General features: G+C 36.9%; 22 protein-coding genes. 12 read left to right on the forward strand and 10 right to left on the reverse strand.

Translation table 11 applies throughout. From position 1 onward, the window contains the following. Positions 1-8 precede the first annotated feature (8 nt). The 4 genes from MKY00_RS23900 to MKY00_RS23915 form a co-directional block, all read right to left on the reverse strand. Positions 9-770, reverse strand: coding sequence for an ABC transporter ATP-binding protein (locus MKY00_RS23900; RefSeq protein ID WP_000165859.1), 762 nt, complete (start codon positions 768-770; stop codon positions 9-11). Between the two features lie 307 nt (positions 771-1077). After that, positions 1078-2100, reverse strand: coding sequence for a DUF418 domain-containing protein (locus MKY00_RS23905; protein WP_016718716.1), 1023 nt, complete (start codon positions 2098-2100; stop codon positions 1078-1080). A 137-nt stretch (positions 2101-2237) separates the two neighbouring features. Next, positions 2238-2387, reverse strand: a complete 150-nt coding sequence (locus MKY00_RS23910) for a hypothetical protein (protein ID WP_001129340.1) — start codon at positions 2385-2387, stop codon at positions 2238-2240. Positions 2388-2402: 15 nt separating this feature from the next. Then, entirely contained in the window at positions 2403-2666 is a 264-nt protein-coding gene (locus MKY00_RS23915) for a YtzC family protein (RefSeq protein WP_000840873.1), read from the reverse strand. 111 nt (positions 2667-2777) lie between these two features. Between MKY00_RS23915 and MKY00_RS23920 the strand changes: the two genes are divergently transcribed. The 7 genes from MKY00_RS23920 to MKY00_RS23950 all read left to right on the forward strand — a co-directional run bounded on the left by MKY00_RS23920 (position 2778) and on the right by MKY00_RS23950 (position 8605). Continuing rightward, the gene (locus MKY00_RS23920; RefSeq protein WP_000868033.1) at positions 2778-3737 is read left to right on the forward strand and encodes a TIGR01212 family radical SAM protein; all 960 of its coding nucleotides are present in this window, start codon (positions 2778-2780) and stop codon (positions 3735-3737) included. After that, positions 3734-4306 carry a class I SAM-dependent methyltransferase gene (locus MKY00_RS23925; RefSeq protein ID WP_016718717.1) on the forward strand — a complete coding sequence of 191 codons (573 nt, stop codon included), beginning with the start codon at positions 3734-3736 and terminating at the stop codon, positions 4304-4306. Before MKY00_RS23920 ends, MKY00_RS23925 begins: the two co-directional genes overlap by 4 nt. Before the next feature lie 131 nt (positions 4307-4437). Continuing rightward, positions 4438-5271 carry an ABC transporter ATP-binding protein gene (locus tag MKY00_RS23930; protein WP_016718718.1) on the forward strand — a complete coding sequence of 278 codons (834 nt, stop codon included), beginning with the start codon at positions 4438-4440 and terminating at the stop codon, positions 5269-5271. An 18-nt stretch (positions 5272-5289) separates the two neighbouring features. Further along, entirely contained in the window at positions 5290-5970 is a 681-nt protein-coding gene (locus MKY00_RS23935) for a hypothetical protein (RefSeq protein ID WP_000457756.1), read from the forward strand. Positions 5971-5994: 24 nt separating this feature from the next. Next, positions 5995-6669 carry an aspartate/glutamate racemase family protein gene (locus tag MKY00_RS23940; RefSeq protein WP_016718719.1) on the forward strand — a complete coding sequence of 225 codons (675 nt, stop codon included), beginning with the start codon at positions 5995-5997 and terminating at the stop codon, positions 6667-6669. Further along, on the forward strand, positions 6666-7190 hold the full coding sequence (locus tag MKY00_RS23945) for a hypothetical protein (RefSeq protein WP_016718720.1): 525 nt from the start codon (positions 6666-6668) through the stop codon (positions 7188-7190). Before MKY00_RS23940 ends, MKY00_RS23945 begins: the two co-directional genes overlap by 4 nt. Before the next feature lie 113 nt (positions 7191-7303). After that, on the forward strand, positions 7304-8605 hold the full coding sequence (locus MKY00_RS23950) for a PepSY-associated TM helix domain-containing protein (protein WP_016718721.1): 1302 nt from the start codon (positions 7304-7306) through the stop codon (positions 8603-8605). Positions 8606-8641: 36 nt separating this feature from the next. Here MKY00_RS23950 and MKY00_RS23955 read toward each other — a convergent pair whose 3' ends face one another. Genes MKY00_RS23955 through MKY00_RS23965 form a run of 3 tightly spaced genes read right to left on the reverse strand, consistent with a single transcriptional unit; the run spans position 8642 to position 10820 of the window. Next, on the reverse strand, positions 8642-8854 hold the full coding sequence (locus MKY00_RS23955) for a hypothetical protein (RefSeq protein ID WP_016718722.1): 213 nt from the start codon (positions 8852-8854) through the stop codon (positions 8642-8644). Positions 8855-8914: 60 nt separating this feature from the next. Continuing rightward, positions 8915-9979, reverse strand: a complete 1065-nt coding sequence (locus MKY00_RS23960; RefSeq protein ID WP_001102455.1) for a tetraprenyl-beta-curcumene synthase family protein — start codon at positions 9977-9979, stop codon at positions 8915-8917. A 37-nt stretch (positions 9980-10016) separates the two neighbouring features. Continuing rightward, positions 10017-10820 (reverse strand): alpha/beta hydrolase, encoded by an 804-nt coding sequence (locus MKY00_RS23965; protein WP_016718723.1) that lies wholly within the window; start codon positions 10818-10820, stop codon positions 10017-10019. Positions 10821-10894: 74 nt separating this feature from the next. Between MKY00_RS23965 and MKY00_RS23970 the strand changes: the two genes are divergently transcribed. The 3 genes from MKY00_RS23970 (at position 10895) to MKY00_RS23980 (ending at position 13239) form a co-directional block, all read left to right on the forward strand. Further along, on the forward strand, positions 10895-11407 hold the full coding sequence (locus tag MKY00_RS23970) for a gamma carbonic anhydrase (RefSeq protein ID WP_000640209.1): 513 nt from the start codon (positions 10895-10897) through the stop codon (positions 11405-11407). Between the two features lie 143 nt (positions 11408-11550). Continuing rightward, on the forward strand, positions 11551-12084 hold the full coding sequence (locus MKY00_RS23975; protein WP_016718724.1) for a phosphatase PAP2 family protein: 534 nt from the start codon (positions 11551-11553) through the stop codon (positions 12082-12084). 12 nt (positions 12085-12096) lie between these two features. Further along, complete coding sequence (locus MKY00_RS23980; protein ID WP_016718725.1) at positions 12097-13239, forward strand: glycosyltransferase family 4 protein; 1143 nt, start codon at positions 12097-12099, stop codon at positions 13237-13239. Positions 13240-13651: 412 nt separating this feature from the next. On the opposite strand, the gene MKY00_RS23985 is transcribed toward MKY00_RS23980, so the two are convergent. Both MKY00_RS23985 and MKY00_RS23990 read right to left on the reverse strand, forming a co-directional pair. Then, complete coding sequence (locus MKY00_RS23985) at positions 13652-14254, reverse strand: molybdenum cofactor guanylyltransferase (protein WP_016718726.1); 603 nt, start codon at positions 14252-14254, stop codon at positions 13652-13654. Then, complete coding sequence (locus tag MKY00_RS23990; RefSeq protein ID WP_016718727.1) at positions 14251-14760, reverse strand: MogA/MoaB family molybdenum cofactor biosynthesis protein; 510 nt, start codon at positions 14758-14760, stop codon at positions 14251-14253. Before MKY00_RS23990 ends, MKY00_RS23985 begins: the two co-directional genes overlap by 4 nt. 308 nt (positions 14761-15068) lie before the next feature. Between MKY00_RS23990 and MKY00_RS23995 the strand changes: the two genes are divergently transcribed. Then, the gene (locus MKY00_RS23995; protein WP_000424805.1) at positions 15069-15248 is read left to right on the forward strand and encodes a hypothetical protein; all 180 of its coding nucleotides are present in this window, start codon (positions 15069-15071) and stop codon (positions 15246-15248) included. Between the two features lie 191 nt (positions 15249-15439). Then, positions 15440-15964 (forward strand): GNAT family N-acetyltransferase, encoded by a 525-nt coding sequence (locus MKY00_RS24000; RefSeq protein ID WP_000464115.1) that lies wholly within the window; start codon positions 15440-15442, stop codon positions 15962-15964. A gap of 41 nt (positions 15965-16005) precedes the next feature. Here the strand turns inward: MKY00_RS24000 and metK are convergent, their stop codons facing one another. Next, positions 16006-17205 carry a methionine adenosyltransferase gene (gene metK / locus MKY00_RS24005; protein ID WP_000163115.1) on the reverse strand — a complete coding sequence of 400 codons (1200 nt, stop codon included), beginning with the start codon at positions 17203-17205 and terminating at the stop codon, positions 16006-16008. Positions 17206-17257 lie beyond the last annotated feature (52 nt).

Raw genomic sequence — 17257 nt, forward strand, 5'->3', positions numbered from 1 at the left:
CTCCTTTCTTACGCTTTTTGTGTGCCTAAGTCTGCAAGCACATCTAAAATCTCTTTATAAAATTCTTCACGTGTACCACCGCGGTGAATTTCTTTATATAGCTCACCATCTTGAATGAATAAAATACGCTGACAGTAACTTGCACTGTACGGATCATGTGTAACCATCATAATGGATACACCTTGATCTTTATTTAAGTTTGTCATCGCATCAAGTAAACTCGTTGCATTTTTAGAATCAAGCGCTCCTGTTGGCTCGTCCCCTAAAATAATTGCAGGTTCATGCACTAATGCACGCGCCGCTGCTGAACGTTGTTTCTGTCCACCAGATACTTCAGATGGATACTTTTGAAGAATTGCTGAAATGCCTAACATATCTGCTACCTTTTCTACTTTTGGCCCAATATTTCGCGACGAGACACCTTGAAGAGAAAGTGGAAGTGCAATGTTTTCGTAAATAGATAAGTTCTCTAATAAGTTAAAGTCTTGGAAGATGAATCCTAATTTTTGTGAACGGAAATCTGAAAGCTCACCTTGCTTCATTTGTGTAATATCCGTTCCTGCAATTTCAACAACGCCGCCCGTTGCTTTATCTAGCGTTGAAATTACATTTAATAATGTCGTTTTACCAGAACCAGATGGTCCCATAATCCCAACAAACTCACCCTCTTGAATTGAGAATGATACACCTTTTAATGCATGTGATTGATTCTCACCTTTTTTACCGTACACTTTTTGAACGTTTTTCACGTCTACAACTGGTTTCGTCATATATATCCTCCTACGCTTGTTTTTCCATTACCTATTTTGCGCCTTTTGGAGATGAACTGCTATTTGTTAACATTACAATTACCTTACACTTTTGTAATATAACAAAGGTGTACTTGTAAGCTTGGCTATTAATACTAGTGACATATTGAATCGATAAATGAAATTATATCGGCGATTTTTCAAATATATCGACGATTCTCCTACTTTTATCGGCGATTTTCAAAATATATCGACTTATCGACAAAAGCTGACAATAAAAATAAGCTGCTCCACAAAAGGAACAGCCCACTTCTCTCTTTATCCCACTTTATTTCTTTAAAGGTGTTACCGTCCAATACGTAATAACACGCCAAATCCATTCTAATGGACCCATTTTAAAGATTTTCATCCAAATCACACTACACACAATTTGAATTGCATAAATTGCGATACATACATATAACGTCTGCATGTACGTTAAGTTACCTGCAAAGTTAAATACACTTCCTGCGATTAAAATCATTGCAGTTTGTCCAATATAATTCGTTAAAGCCATACGACCATAATATTTCAGTGGCGCTAACAATGTTTGAACTGGTTTTAATTGAAGTAGTAAAATTAATGCTCCAACATAGAAAGCTGAAATAATTGGTCCAACTGTAATACCAATTTTTAAAAATTGGCTTGCAGCATCCATTGTTCCGTCTTCAGTTTCCATTATCCCATTTATAAATGGTTCAGCAGGAACGTGCCCATATTGATACCATACAGCTATTACGCTTAAAACAAACATAATACCTGTAAAAATAGCGACTTTCTTTATGTTCTGCGTAAGATTTTCAAATACACGATATTGTCCTGCAGCAAGCCCTAATAAAATTAAGCCAAGTGGTAATAATTCTTTAACTCCCATTACACTAAAAGCTATTGTCAAAATAAGACCAATGACTAAGTTCACTTGTTTTTTCGCCTTATAAAACGGTAAAACGATTAACCCGCAAATTGCGTATAACGCTAGTGCTTCTCCAGGCTGAAACATTTGATGAATCAAACCGAAAATAAATAGTGCAACTAAACGGCGGAAAAATAAAACATATCCATTTTTCCCCTTTGCAATTGCTCTAGAGATAAAGATATAGAATCCCACTCCAAATAAGAATGAGAAGATTGAGAAGAAACGCCCTTCTACAAATAAGTATAGAAATCTTTGATAACTCGCATCTACTGTATTAGGATCCGGGATTTTAATGTTAAGTAGTGCAAGAATATTTACTAAAATAATCCCCAGTAATGCGAAGCCACGAATGTAATCTAACTCATCAATTCGTTTGTTTGTCATATTGTTCCCCATAAAGCAACTCCTTGTCCAAAATTTAATCCTCCCCTACTCTACTGGAAATGTAGTCTTACAACTATCGACAAACCTTACAAAAATCTTACATTATTGTCATATAGCAAAAATAAAACCAGGTCATATTGCGACCTGGTTTACTCTGATTGTTTCGATTTTTGAGGTTGTCCTTTTTTACTATTACGCTGCTTCACTTGCACAATCGGATCAAGTTCATTTGAAAACTCAGCGTTATGTCCATTTTGCGTTTTTTGTTCTGGATTATTTTGATCTGAACGTTTCGCCATTACATTCACTCCTTATTAGTGCGGTGTAATAATCATTTGATGTTGCAATTGGCGAATTGCCATACGTGCTCTATTTAATTGCTCACGTTGCTCATCATTCGCATGTTGTTGCATCGTTTGTAAATCGTTATATGCTTGTTCTAATTGTAACTGCGCATCTGAATACTCCATCGTATTATAATGCTCTTGTCTCATACCAAGATTTAGTTGTTCTTTCGCATATTCCACAGCTTGTTCCGCTTGTGTAATATACGATTCAAGTGATTGACGCTCTGCCATAATTGTCCCTCCTTGCTTCAATTCCCCTTTAGTGTGTCCCTTCCATATGAACCTTATGAGTATGTTATAATGGATTTTGTTTCATTTTGACTCGGCTTAGGAGGGAAAGTAATGAAGGTTCAAAACCCTTTTCCATATACAAACGACAATAAACGTTATCATACGTGGAATTACCATTTACGAAATGAATTTGGTGAAAAAATCTTTAAAGTTTCATTAGATGCTGGCTTCGATTGTCCGAACCGTGACGGTACAGTTGCTTATGGCGGTTGTACATTTTGCAGTGCTGCTGGATCTGGTGACTTCGCTGGCGATCGCCGCGATGATGTTATAACGCAATATCATGAAATGAAAGAAAAAATGCGCTCAAAGTGGAAAGATGGAAAATGTATCGCTTATTTTCAGGCTTACACAAATACACATGCACCACTTGAAGTATTAAAAGAAAAATTCGAACCGCTTCTAGCTGAAAAAGACGTTGTCGGTCTTTCTATCGCAACTCGTCCAGATTGTTTACCAGACGATGTCGTTGAATATTTAGCGGACTTAAATAAACGCACATATCTTTGGGTTGAACTCGGATTACAAACTGTTCATGAACGTACTGCAAATCTTATTAATCGTGCTCACGATTATCCGTCTTATGTGGAAGGCGTAAATAAATTACGTAAGCACGGCATTCGAGTTTGTTCTCATATTATTAACGGTCTTCCTCTTGAAGATTACGACATGATGATGGAAACAGCTCGTGAAGTAGCGAAGCTTGATGTACAAGGAATTAAAATCCACTTACTTCACTTATTAAAAGGAACGCCAATGGTGAAGCAATATGAAAAAGGACAACTAGAATTCCTTTCTCTTGAGGATTACGTAAGTCTCGTTGTTGACCAACTTGAAATAATTCCAGAGGACGTAATTGTGCACCGCATCACAGGTGACGGTCCACCTGATTTAATGATTGGTCCAATGTGGAGCTTAAATAAATGGGAAGTATTAAATTCCATCGATGCAGAATTTGTACGCCGCGGAAGCTGGCAAGGAAAATATGCAAATGAGGAGAAACAAAAATGAAATTAGAACGTGTATTACCGTTTGCTCGCACTCTCTTGCAAACGGCAGTAAAAGAAGGCGATTACGCTGTAGATGCAACTTTAGGAAACGGTCATGACACTTGCTTCCTAGCTGAAATCGTTGGCGATAACGGAAAAGTATTTGGATTTGATATTCAAAAAGAAGCAATTGAAAGCTCGACGACTCGTCTAAAAGAAAAAGAACTTTTCGAACGCACTGTTTTAGTTCACGATAGTCACGATACACTTCTATCCGTATTACCAGAAGATGCAAAAGGAAAAGTAACAGGCGCAATTTTCAACTTAGGTTATCTTCCAGGCGGAGACAAGCATATCGTTACAAAACCGAACTCAACAATTTCAGCGATCGGACAATTACTAGAAGTAATGGCCCCTGAAGGAATCATCGTCCTTGTTATTTACCACGGACATCCAGAAGGACAAGTAGAACGCGACGCTGTTCTCAAATTTGCCGAAGAATTAGACCAAAAACAAGCACACGTACTGCGCTACGGCTTCATTAACCAACAAAATAACCCGCCATTTATTGTGGCGATTGAGAAGCGCTAAATATATCGACGATTCGACACACTACATCGACTTATCGACAAAACATAACAAAAAAAGACGTGCACTTATTGCACGTCTTTTTGTTATTCTCCTATATAATGGATATATACACTGTATAGGAGGATAGAACTTTGCTAGTAGAACTAAGGGGAATTCAAAAGAAGTACGGCAAATCACTTATACTAGACAACATTGATTTATCCATTCCAGAAGGAGAAGCACTCGCCATTGTTGGCGGGAACGGGACTGGAAAAAGTACTCTACTCAAAATAATTGCAGGCTTTATTTCACATACGGCAGGGACAATTCAAAGGAAAGAACATATACAAATCGGTTATGTACCTGAACATTTTCCTGAAGGGATTCGTTTTACATTAGAAGATTATCTATATCATCTCGGTCACATTCACGGTTTATCAACAAAATATGTAAAAGATAAAATCCCGCTGCTTCTTGAAAGGTTTCATTTACTTCATGCAAGGCATTCCGTTGTACGAAACTTTTCAAAAGGTATGAAACAAAAAACAGGCATTATGCAAGCGTTACTTACGGACGTACATTTATTAATTTTAGACGAACCGCTTTCTGGGCTCGATCCTAACTCTCAGCAAGAATTAGAACATATTTTACTCTCATTAAAACAACAAGGTATATCCGTGCTATTTACATGTCACGAAAAACAACTATTAGAAAACTTCGCTGATAGAATTGTGACGTTAGCAAATCATACAATCACAGAAAATATCTCTGCACAAAAAGGAGCAGAACAAGTCTATATTGAAGCAATTGTTCACGAAACATTTTCAGCGATAGAACTACAAAAACAATCCGGTTTTATACACGTTGCACACAATTCAAATCAAAACCTTATTCAATTGCACATCGAAAAAGAATATACAAATGACATACTTCAGTTTTTATTACATAAAAAAGCATCTATCACACTGCTACAACCTAACTTTTAAATCGAAAGAAGGTTTATTATGTTTGCTCTTATTCGTTATCACTTTCTCGACTATACAAAATCGTATAAGTACGTCCCTCCTATTGCGATGTACTTCATGAGCTTACTTTTTGTATATGCATATAAACCGACTCCTATTGTACCGACATACTTAGAAACAGCTCTCGCGCTTTATTTATTATCTGCCTGGATTACGGTCACGATTTTTCATACCGAAGATCCTGTACAAGAGCAAATCACTATTTCACATACAAATAACATTTCCGCATTATACGTTGGGAAATATATTACGGCTCTTCTCATTTGTACTGTATTATCTTTTATATCCGTAATCTATCCCATTATTTTGCAAATGTTTAATGAAAAAATGACAGTTTCTTTATTTTTAGTCGGATTTCTCGCTCATATGTCTTTCTCTATACTAGGAATTTCAATCGCAACATTATTTACTAGAAATACGATTCAAAAAGCAGGCACTGCTTGGCTTAGCCTTACATTTATATTGCTTATAACGATTGCATCTATCCGGTTTAAAAAAGAGTTACTATGGTTTTTACCACCTGTCGAAAGCTTTCTCATGCTTGGACAATACAAATATAATATACTGACTCACACGCTATGGCTCACAGCTTGGGCTATCGTATATTCATTTTTATTATTTACCTTATTTCTGTTTATCGTTCGCAAAAAACGTTTTTAATTACATATTAAAGGAGACAAAACAATGATCGGAATACTAGCAGGAATGGGACCAAAATCAACTGGGCCATTCGTCGATACAGTTGTAGCAAAGTGCCAAACAATATACGGAGCAAAGCATGATATGGACTTTCCTCATATGATGATTTACTCGTGCCCAACACCGTTTTATATGGATCGCCCTATTGATCACGAAGCGATGAAAAAAGCGATTATTAAAGGCGCACAAAAACTTGAAAGTACTGGCGTAGACTTTATCGCTATGCCGTGTAATACAGCGCATCTTTATTTTGAAGAATTACAGCAATCTCTTTCTATCCCGATTTTAAATATAGTCGATGAAACGTTACAAGCAATTCCTAAAAACGTAAAAAGAGTCGCTCTTCTTGCAACGGAAGCAACTGTTCAAGCTGGGATTTACCAAGATAGGATTACAAAACGTGATATAGAGTACATTCATCATGAAACATGGCAGGAAATGATTAATCAAATCATTACTTATATTAAATCTGGAGAGGTTGAAGAAGCTCGCGAATTGTGGAATGCGCTCGTTTTACAATTGAGAGAGGTAGTTGATACGGCAATTATCGCATGTACCGATTTGAATGTGGTGGCGAGTGAGGATTTTGTTGATTCTTCTCAATGTCTTGCGAAAGCGGTTGTTAGGATGTATGTAGGAAATATAAGGAGGCCCCAGTGAATATACCTTTTGAAATGGGATACACATTTGACGAAAACCTTAGAGAAAAACCTATATCCCTTGCTGAAATGAAGCAAGGGATTGTATTTTTGAAAGAACATTTACATAAAGAATCGTTATACGGAAAAAACTGCGGATTAATCGGTGTTTATGAACGAATCGTTGGCAACCTTTCTGACAGTAAGTATTACTTACAGGAGGCCATTGAATATTACACACAAACAGACAACATCCAAGGGATTTTTATTAACAAACTTCGTCTCGCACATACATATCATTGGGAACAAAATTTCCATACGGCAAATACACTTTTTACCGAGCTTCAACATATGTTGCCGAACGTTCCTACTTATAAAGACTTCTTCTACCAACATTATGGAAAAAGCAAATTAGATGAGGGTGACTTCCACACCGCGCTTACTTATTTTCAAAAAGCGCTTCAAATCAGGCTACAAAAAGGAGATGAAGAGCTAATTCATTCAACTACACTTTGCATAGAACATTGTATGTCTCGCCAATAAAAATCCTTAAAAACTTTTAACTTTCTTCACAATTCTTTCAAAGTAATCACACTTAATCTCGCTATATTAAATAAGTAGTTATTCATATAGGGAAGGTTAGGGGAACTGAAAGTATGAAAGTAAATCGTTCGCTTCATTACATTTTTTGGCGTTGGCATTTTTATGCTGGGCTTTTTATTACACCGCTTCTTATTACGTTGTCACTGAGCGGAATTGGGTATTTATTTCGGGAAGAGGTTGAGGATTTCATCTATAAAGATTTATATTTTGGGAAGAGTGCTCAAACAGAATCTATTTCGATGGCTGATTCTATTTCCTTAACAGAGAAAAAATATCCACATTATAGTGTGGCGAAAATTAGTGAGTTTAATGGGGATTACAATACGAGACTTACGATTGCAAATGAGTATACTGGACAACAAAAGTATGTGTATTTAGATAGTAATAATCAAATTGTCGGAGATCAAAACGCAAGTGAAACGTTTGCCAATGTCATGCGAGAATTACATAGTTCTCTTTTAGTTGGTGGCACTGTTGTCAACTATACTGTAGAACTTGCGGCATGTTGGACAATCTTCTTAATTGCTACTGGGCTCTATATGAGTATACGCCAATTCAAAAACACACCGGCATCCAATAAGCGAGAAAAAGCAAAACGACGTCATTCTATTATCGGTATTATATTTACAATTCCTCTCGTTTTGTTAGTTGCATCTGGATTGCCATGGTCAGGATTTATGGGTAACCAAATTTATAAAATTGCATCGTCGAATGAATCGATTGGATATCCAAAGTTGTATATGGCACCGCCTGAATCAAAGGTAAAAGAATTGCCGTGGGCAACTAGAAAAGAAGCTCCCCCTGAATCGAATTCGAATGAGCCAAAAGCAATTTCAGTTGATACATTACAAAAAGGAATTGAAATAAAGAAGCCATACGTTATTTCACTACCAACTGATCCGAAAGGTGTATTCACCGTTTCGAAATCAAGCGGTTCTGGTATTACGGGCATGGATGTGGCACCAAATGAAGAAATAACAGCTTACTTTGATCAATATAGCGGAGAACTTATTTCCAAAACGGACTATCGTGATTATGGCTTATTTGCACAATGGTTCACTTACGGTATCCCGCTTCACGAAGGTCATTTATTCGGATGGCCCAATAAAATATTATGCTTACTAACGACATTATCTTTATTACTTCTCATTTATTACGGAGTAAAAATGTGGTTAGCAAGAAAACCGAAAGGAAAATTAGCAGCACCGCCAAAGCAAAGAGATAAGAAAAGCATAATCGTTTTCTTTATCATAATGGTTATACTAGGCGCTGTCATGCCTTTATTTGGACTATCTGTGTTAGTTATTTTTACGATTGAACTTCTTATATATGTATTTTCAAAAATACGCTCATAATGAAAAAGCATTTGTACTACCGTGTACAAATGCTTTTTATTTACTATTTTCTTTTTTTCTACCACTTATTAAAAAGACAATATCTACTATAATAATCAATGCAATAATAACTTGGGCTACATAATCCATCATAGTAGGACCACTTGGCCTATTCATCATCATATACATTCCAGTTACAAATGAAACGGAAAGTAGCACGAGTAATGTTATTTCAATATGGTCATATAGCTTTTGAAACAATTGCTTCATTTCGCCACCACCTTTACCATATTATAACAAAAAACCACTCTACATGAGTGGTTTTCTTCATCACTGCGCTGTTTTCTTTCGGTACATCTTCCCGTTCCAATAGAAGAATCTTGAAGTGAGGCCCCCGTATTTTACAATGCGCCGTGCCATTTTGTGCATATTCTTTTGTGCTGATACTTTTTGATCTGATAAATAAATACCAAGTAATCCTCGGCTTATAAGGCGATGAAACTTCGCATGAGGCAAATCACCAATGCTTTTCTCTGCTTCTTCTACAAAATGTTTCATACGATCTAATATAGCTTGCTCGTTTTCGTAATAACTACAGAAATTTAAATCTCCACCTATACGGTCTTCTTCCTGATCAATGAAATAATCAAGTAAAATATGAAGTCCTTGTACGTAAGGGAAATATCCTTGTCTAATTTTCGCAATATCTTCATCATGTAATTCATCATGAAAAGCATATGCGACAAGACAGAAGATTCCAAGTGTAGAACCGGCACATGCTGAAAATTCAAACCAACTCATCTCCGGTAAGTTTTCTTTATGCGCTTCAAACCACGTTTGTAATCGTGGTTCTCTTTCTTCTAATTTTACATGTTTATGAATTTGCAAATCACAATAATAACAAGCAAGTTCATGAAGAATAGGAGCAATTTTGTCATAGTGCTTCGTTTTCTTTAAAACATCTTGGCATGTTTCAACAAGTTCGTCTAAATAACCACCATCATCTTGATCATCACGATAGCGATAATAATTACCGCCACCTTCTACTTCAGGTGATAATGCCATTAACATAGATTCATGCAACGCGGCAAAATCATTTGGATCAAGTGATGTACTGCGATCACATAAATTATCTAAATAGTCGCTGATCGTTTGATACGCTACGATAAAACGAATACATTCCTCTCGGTGTTCATTTGCTAATAGCGCTAAAATACCACCGCCTTCGCAATGAAACGTTTTATGCTCAATACTTGCGATTGCCTGACTATGAAGCTCATCATTCGGAATATGGTAGGCACGCTCTTTCCACATCGCTAGCTCATGGTGTACAACCGGAAACACATCACGGTATACTTTCGCCATGAGCGTTATGGGATTACTCGGTACGTTCACTTCTTCCTTCATCTCCTCTATTCAATGTACAAATAATTTACTTATTTGTTTCTATTATGTTATTGATGCGTATTTCAGTAAATGCCTGAATATAATTCAAAATTTCATCACGCTCATACTCATTTAATAACTCATGATAACAATTCGGCCATTCTTTAAAAGCCTTATCACTTATTTTAACATTATCAAACCAAGTGCGGACACGTGTTTTATCTACAAGTTTATCCTCACATGCTTGCATTAGCAAGAGCGGAACATCTGGAAAATCATCTATTTTCTTATGGGCAATTTCGATAGACTTAATCAATTCACTATACCAACGTACTGATACTTTGCGCAAGAACAATGAATCATTCTCCATCGCATCTCTCACTTCATGATTACGAGTTGACATTTCCACTGTAAGATTCGTTGCAAATTGCAATTTTGGTGCGATAATATTTAATATTTTTGAGGCAGCTTGCAGCGGTGCAGAAGGTCCAGCTAATACGCCTAAACATGGCGAACTTAAAATAATACCGTCTACATCTTCTCTCTTCGTTTCTTGCATCATACGAATGACGATAAGACCACCCATACTATGACCAAATAAAAAGATAGGCAACCTATACTTTCTTGCCTCTTTCACCCATAATTTAACTTCCTCTATGTATTCATCAAATGAATCAATATGTCCTCTATTTCTTGAAGTCGTTCCATGTGACGGAAGGTCTCCCATCACAACGTGGTAGCCGTTATGATTCCACATTTCCGCAACGGCTTCATAACGTCCGTGATATTCCATCGCTCCATGCACAATAACGATTACAGCCTTTGCTTCCTCCGCTTCGTAATTCCACATACGAACCTCCTCCATTTCACTCTTTTTCATAATTTGATACACTGAAACTAGTCTCTAGGAAAGGAAGGCTTTACATGATATATCCTTATAAAGAAAAAAATCCGAAAATTGCGAGTAGTGCTTTTATCGCTGACTACGTTACCATTACAGGTGATGTTTCCGTTGGCGAAGAATCAAGTATTTGGTTTAATACAGTCATACGCGGCGATGTTTCACCAACAATCATCGGAGACCGGGTAAATGTACAAGATCAATGTACACTCCACCAAAGCCCACAGTATCCTCTTATTTTAGAAGATGACGTTACAGTTGGGCATCAAGTTATTTTACATAGCTGTCATATTAAAAAAGATGCTTTAATTGGAATGGGATCTATTATATTAGATGGTGCTGAAATTGGCGAAGGAGCCTTTATCGGTGCTGGCAGCCTCGTTTCACAAGGAAAGAAAATCCCGCCGAACACGTTAGCTTTCGGTCGTCCAGCGAAAGTCGTTCGTGAATTAACAGAGGAAGACCGTAAAGACATGGAGCGAATTCGCACGCAATACGTTGAAAAAGGTCAATATTATAAATCACTACAAAAATGATTTTACTGCTGCCATAACACTGGCAGCTTTTTTATATAAAATCTAACTTTTTCTTTACAAAACATTATTACTCCCTCAACAAAATCTTATTAAAATAAAAGCTAATATCTCCATATATATGTAAACGAGGGAGGAGAATTTTCATGAAGGTCAGTGGACTGTATAAAATAGAATGTTACATTTTCAAAGGAATTAACCGATACTTTGATCAAAAAACGTTAAACGTCTTTTTCAGCAATATTACTCATATCGGTGGCGCGACTTTCTCCATCGCACTCACACTGTTCTTTTTAATTTTCGCAGATGGAACTTTGCACCAAGCTGCAATTGCAACTGCTATTTCGTTAGCAATTAGCCATGTCCCTGTGCAAATATTAAAAAGATGGTATCCACGAAAACGTCCTTATTTAACAATTCAGGATGCAAAATATCCAGTCCATCCATTACAAGACCACTCTTTCCCGTCTGGTCACACAACAGCTGTTTTCTCTGTCTTTATTCCATTTATTTGCTATAATCCAAGCTTACTTATTTTCCTATTACCGTTAGCATTATGCGTTGGTATTTCGCGCATTTATTTAGGGCTTCACTATCCGTCTGATGTATTCGTCGGTATGTGCCTCGGCACTTGCTCTGGCATCATCTCTTTTTATCAATTCATCCCACTTTTCACATAAAGGAGTGATATGATGAGAGTCGCCATTTTTACCGATACTTTTACCCCACAAGTGAACGGGGTTGCGAAAACGTTAGAGCGGTTAACACGATATTTTCAGAAAGAAAAAATCGCCTATTCTGTTTTCGCTCCTCAGCATACAGCTGAAGATAATTTCGTAGCGAATGTGAACAAGATGAGAAGTATCCCGTTAACAATATTATATCCAGAATGTCGCTTTTCTTTTCCTACTCCGCGCATTAAACGAGAACTTCTTTCCTTTAAACCTGACATGATTCACATTGCTACACCTTTCAACATGGGACTTTGTGGATTGTATTATGCAAAAAAGTTAAACATACCAGTTGTCGGTTCTTATCATACTGATTTCGATGCTTATTTACGTTATTACAAAATCGAATTTCTCTCCAATATGCTTTGGAACTATTTAAAATGGTTTCATAGTCATATGCAAAAAAATTTCGTTCCATCCCCTGAAACATTACATCAATTAAAACATAAAGGCTTTCAGGCCCTCTCCATATGGGGACGTGGTGTAGATTGCAATCTCTTTCATCCAGCTTACAATACAGACCTATTCCGAAAAAAATATAATATTACAGCGAAGTACGTCCTTTCCTATATTGGACGGATTGCTCCTGAGAAAGATATTGATACGTTGCAAAATCTTATCGTTAAATCAACGCATACTCGAAACGATATTCATTGGCTCATTGCAGGAGACGGTCCTCTAGCAACAAATTTGCGTGAAGCTGTTCCGAAAACAAATGTCACGTTTACTGGCTATTTACAAGGGGCCGATTTAGCTGAAGCATATGCTTGTTCTAACTTGATGGTATTTCCATCAACTACTGAAACATTTGGAAATGTCGTACTTGAATCGCTTGCATGCGGCACACCTGTCATCGGTGCAAATAGTGGCGGGGTTAAAAATATTATTACAGATGGAAAAACGGGGGTTCTTTGTCCGCCCAAAAATGAGGACGCATTTCTATCATCCATTTATTCTTTATTACAAAGTGAAGAAAAACTGGAGCAGATGGGAATAGCAGCTTCATCTTATGCGAAATCAAAAAGCTGGGATGAGATCTTTCGTGACTTGCTTAACCAATATGAAGAAGTCCTTCAACATAACGCATCAGAGTTACTTGCTTAAATAGAAAAACTCCCTTCAAAAAACGAAGGGAGTTTATTACACAGTTGTAAACTTTAATCAGTGGGGGTTTTCTTCATCCCCCACTGATTATTAGTTGAACCAATCGGACTTTTATGGGCAGCCCGACCCCCACCTAACTTCTTTGCTTTTCCTGAATTTTGAGGTGGGGGTCTTACTGCCCATTAAAGTCGGATAAATAATACACAAGGTGAAGTATCACATTATTCCTATATTCATTATAACAAAAATAAACATAACTAAATAGACTTGTAATAAAAACCCATAAAAATTAAAATATGGTTATACGGTATTTTAACTGTATAGTGATTTTAAGAAATTCCCCTTAAAATCAACTTACTCACATACCTTTATACAGTAATTGTTCCCCAATTTCTGTATACCAAAAAACCTTTCATTCATTTGAAAGGTCTTTTTGAGCCTGCACATATTCTTCTTTCGTATTCACATTTATAAACCAATCCGCATTTGCTTGTACATCTTCACCAGCAATATATTTCACATTACATTGTGATAAAAGCTGACCCATACTTCTTTTTTCTTCCTGAAGCAAAGCATAAATCTTTTCTTTCACGCGGTTATGATACGCCGCAAGTAACGGTTGTTTCCTTCCATTAATAATAGGTACAACCGCATCGTATTCCTTGCTCGTTTGCTCGAGCAAAATGGTAAACCATTCTTGCGAAACATTTGGCGCATCACATGGCATAATAGCGTACCAATCTGCTTCTATATATTCCATTCCTGATACAATTCCAGCAAGTGGGCCGTTTCCTTTATAATGCGGAATATCTTCGATAACAGGAACTTGTACGAATTGCTCTACTCGCTCTTTTATATGAGAATGACTAATGACTACAACTTCTTGGAGCGCACTTGTCATCACTTTCAAAATATGCTCAATAAACGTACTCCCTTGCCAGCTTGCTAATGCTTTCGGCTCACCGAATCTACTCGACATACCGCCCGCTAATACAATTCCAGCCCACTTACTCATTGGCGATGCAACTCAAATGTAATATGACCTAATTCTGGTAAAATTAATTTATTCATCGCAAGACGAACTGCGCCGCTAGATCCTGGCATCGAGAAGACTACTTTGCGCCCAATTGTACCACCAATCGCTCTACTTAACATTGCGCTGCTTCCGATATCTTCTAAATAACTAATCATGCGGAACAACTCACCAAATCCAACAATTTCTTTATGTAATAACGCTGATACTGCTTCAATCGTCACATCGCGTTTCGTAATGCCAGTACCGCCATTTGTTAATACAACATCTACATCTTCTCTATGATAACCATCTAAAACTGCTTGCTGAATACTTTCTTTATCATCTTTTACAATTTCATAAGAAGTCACTGTATGCCCTGCTTCTTTTAACAATTCATGTAATAGTTGTCCGCTCTTATCTGTCTCTTCTGTACGTGTATCGGAAATCGTTATGATCTTACAACGCACTTCTTTTGGTGCTTGTTTTTTATGTTCGGTTACGCTCATTTTTTTATCTTTCCTTTCATTCCATTGTAAAATTATGTATGAATCAAAGAATTCAACATGATACAATATAAGTATATTTATCCATATAAAGGAGCTTTTCATGATTCAAAATATAAAACGATACGTACCCATTATACCATTCTTAATTATATTATCCCTTTTTCAATGCATCGCTTACGGGTTCGATATTAACTTTTTAAAATTGTATGCTATTATGCCTGATGGTGGTATTACTCACTCTACAGGAATAGTTTCCACATATGTATCAGATAGATGACACTATATACTTCTTAAAAAGGAGATTCATTATGGAACTATACAAAAAATTAACAACAACATTCATCCTCTTATTCGTCGCTTCCATCACTGTCGGCTTTTCCTTAAAAGGAGCAATCCCATACGCGACATTGGTGAGCATTATATTTGCAACACTATTTTTACTAAGCAGTGCTTTTTGCGCGGGCAAAGCACGTCAAATGAAAGGCTGATTATATATAATCCTTTGTAAATCATGCGGGAAAGAAATAAAAACGTATGAAAAAGCGTGGATTCATATGCCATTTCCGCCAAGTGGTATGACTAATATAAGAAAGTATATTGAACTAGAAGGACACATTTATTGTAGCTCGTGTATTGAAATAATGAACAAAAACTAGTAAATACAAAAGGTGGGCTTATATTGTTTGAATCAAACCGTATCCAGTTACGAAAGTTTTCCGAAGATGATATTCTAACGTATTATAAATGGCATAATGATATAGACGTTATGAGTTCAACTACACTTAACCTTGATAAATATTCCTTTCAAGATACAGAAAAACTTTGCCAGCAATTTATTCATTCTCCAAACGCTAAGAGCTATATCATTGAAGAAAAAGCTACGAACCTTCCAATTGGCATTACTTCTTTAATTCATATTGATTCGTATAATCGAAACGCTGAATGCATTATTGATATTGGTAAAAAGGATTACTGGGGGCAAGGTTATGGGAAGGAAGCTTTCACCTTATTATTGAATTATGCATTTTTAGAATTAAATTTACATCGCCTTTCTTTACGAGTATTTTCTTTTAACGATAGAGCAATTAAATTATATAAATCACTCGGTTTTCAACATGAAGGAACTTGTAAAGAAGCTATATTCCGCAACGGCACTTGGCATGACATTGAACTCTTCGCTTTATTCCAACGTAATTATAAATAAAAAAAGCTTTGCGCTCACCGCGCAAAGCTTTTTTTCATATATTATAGACCAGCTTGCTCTTTTAAAGCTGCAGCTTTGTCTGTACGTTCCCATGATAAATCTACATCAGTACGTCCGAAGTGGCCGTAAGCTGCTGTTTGTTTGTAAATTGGGCGACGTAAGTCTAGCATTTTAATAATACCAGCTGGGCGAAGATCGAAGTTGTTACGAACTAGTTCTACTAATACGTCTTCAGATACTTTACCAGTGCCGAATGTATCAACTGAAATTGATACTGGTTGTGCTACACCGATTGCGTATGCAAGTTGTACTTCTGCTTTTTCAGCAAGACCAGCTGCTACGATGTTTTTCGCAACATAACGAGCTGCATATGCTGCAGAACGGTCAACTTTTGTTGCATCTTTACCAGAGAATGCACCGCCACCGTGGCGAGCGTATCCACCGTAAGTATCAACGATGATTTTACGTCCTGTTAAACCAGCATCACCTTGTGGTCCACCAATTACGAAGCGGCCAGTTGGGTTAATGAAGAATTTTGTTTCTCCATCGATTAATTCTGCTGGTACTACAGCTTTAATTACGTGCTCTTTTAAGTCGCGATCGATTTCTTCCCATGTAACATCTGGGTGATGTTGTGTAGAAATTACGATAGTATCAACACGTACTGGTTTACCATTTTCATCATACTCAACTGTAACTTGCGTTTTTCCATCCGGACGTAGGTATGATAATGTATCATCTTTACGTACTTCAGTTAAACGGCGAGCTAATTTGTGAGCAAGCGAGATTGGAAGTGGCATTAACTCTTGTGTTTCATTACATGCGAAACCAAACATTAAACCTTGGTCTCCTGCACCAATTGCCTCAATCTCAGCGTCAGTCATTTGACCTTCGCGTGCTTCTAGCGCTTGGTCAACACCCATAGCGATGTCAGCAGATTGCTCATCGATAGATGTTAAAACTGCACAAGTTTCTGCATCGAATCCGTATTTTGCGCGTGTGTAACCAATGCCTTGAATTGTTTCACGAACGATTTTTGGAATATCTACGTAAGTAGAAGTCGTAATTTCCCCCGCTACCAATACTAAACCAGTTGTTACAGTTGTTTCACAAGCTACACGTGCATTTGCGTCTTTTGATAATATCGCATCTAAAATTGAATCAGAAATTTGGTCACAAATTTTATCTGGATGTCCTTCAGTTACAGACTCAGATGTGAACAGATGACGTTTTTTTGTCATGTGGTAAACCTCCCTACAGTAATTGTATATATTGTACGGAACTCATCCTTAA

It is taken from the genome of Bacillus sp. FSL R9-9834 (assembly GCF_038006905.1).
GTDB classification, from domain to species: Bacteria; Bacillota; Bacilli; order Bacillales; family Bacillaceae_G; genus Bacillus_A; species Bacillus_A pacificus.

What these genes read in the sequence shown, in the direction of transcription:
- MKY00_RS23985 (WP_016718726.1), bottom strand. Translation starts at nt 14,254, where the DNA reads ATGAGTAAGTGGGCTGGAATTGTATTAGCGGGCGGTATGTCGAGTAGA.
- MKY00_RS23955 (WP_016718722.1), bottom strand. Translation starts at nt 8,854, where the DNA reads ATGAAGCAATTGTTTCAAAAGCTATATGACCATATTGAAATAACATTA.
- MKY00_RS23935 (WP_000457756.1), top strand. Translation starts at nt 5,290, where the DNA reads ATGTTTGCTCTTATTCGTTATCACTTTCTCGACTATACAAAATCGTAT.
- MKY00_RS23975 (WP_016718724.1), top strand. Translation starts at nt 11,551, where the DNA reads ATGAAGGTCAGTGGACTGTATAAAATAGAATGTTACATTTTCAAAGGA.
- MKY00_RS23965 (WP_016718723.1), bottom strand. Translation starts at nt 10,820, where the DNA reads ATGTGGAATTACGAAGCGGAGGAAGCAAAGGCTGTAATCGTTATTGTG.
- MKY00_RS23925 (WP_016718717.1), top strand. Translation starts at nt 3,734, where the DNA reads ATGAAATTAGAACGTGTATTACCGTTTGCTCGCACTCTCTTGCAAACG.
- MKY00_RS23905 (WP_016718716.1), bottom strand. Translation starts at nt 2,100, where the DNA reads ATGGGGAACAATATGACAAACAAACGAATTGATGAGTTAGATTACATT.
- MKY00_RS23920 (WP_000868033.1), top strand. Translation starts at nt 2,778, where the DNA reads ATGAAGGTTCAAAACCCTTTTCCATATACAAACGACAATAAACGTTAT.
- MKY00_RS23950 (WP_016718721.1), top strand. Translation starts at nt 7,304, where the DNA reads ATGAAAGTAAATCGTTCGCTTCATTACATTTTTTGGCGTTGGCATTTT.
- MKY00_RS23995 (WP_000424805.1), top strand. Translation starts at nt 15,069, where the DNA reads ATGGAACTATACAAAAAATTAACAACAACATTCATCCTCTTATTCGTC.
- metK (WP_000163115.1), bottom strand. Translation starts at nt 17,205, where the DNA reads ATGACAAAAAAACGTCATCTGTTCACATCTGAGTCTGTAACTGAAGGA.
- MKY00_RS23900 (WP_000165859.1), bottom strand. Translation starts at nt 770, where the DNA reads ATGACGAAACCAGTTGTAGACGTGAAAAACGTTCAAAAAGTGTACGGT.
- MKY00_RS23970 (WP_000640209.1), top strand. Translation starts at nt 10,895, where the DNA reads ATGATATATCCTTATAAAGAAAAAAATCCGAAAATTGCGAGTAGTGCT.
- MKY00_RS23915 (WP_000840873.1), bottom strand. Translation starts at nt 2,666, where the DNA reads ATGGCAGAGCGTCAATCACTTGAATCGTATATTACACAAGCGGAACAA.
- MKY00_RS23910 (WP_001129340.1), bottom strand. Translation starts at nt 2,387, where the DNA reads ATGGCGAAACGTTCAGATCAAAATAATCCAGAACAAAAAACGCAAAAT.
- MKY00_RS23940 (WP_016718719.1), top strand. Translation starts at nt 5,995, where the DNA reads ATGATCGGAATACTAGCAGGAATGGGACCAAAATCAACTGGGCCATTC.
- MKY00_RS23990 (WP_016718727.1), bottom strand. Translation starts at nt 14,760, where the DNA reads ATGAGCGTAACCGAACATAAAAAACAAGCACCAAAAGAAGTGCGTTGT.
- MKY00_RS23980 (WP_016718725.1), top strand. Translation starts at nt 12,097, where the DNA reads ATGAGAGTCGCCATTTTTACCGATACTTTTACCCCACAAGTGAACGGG.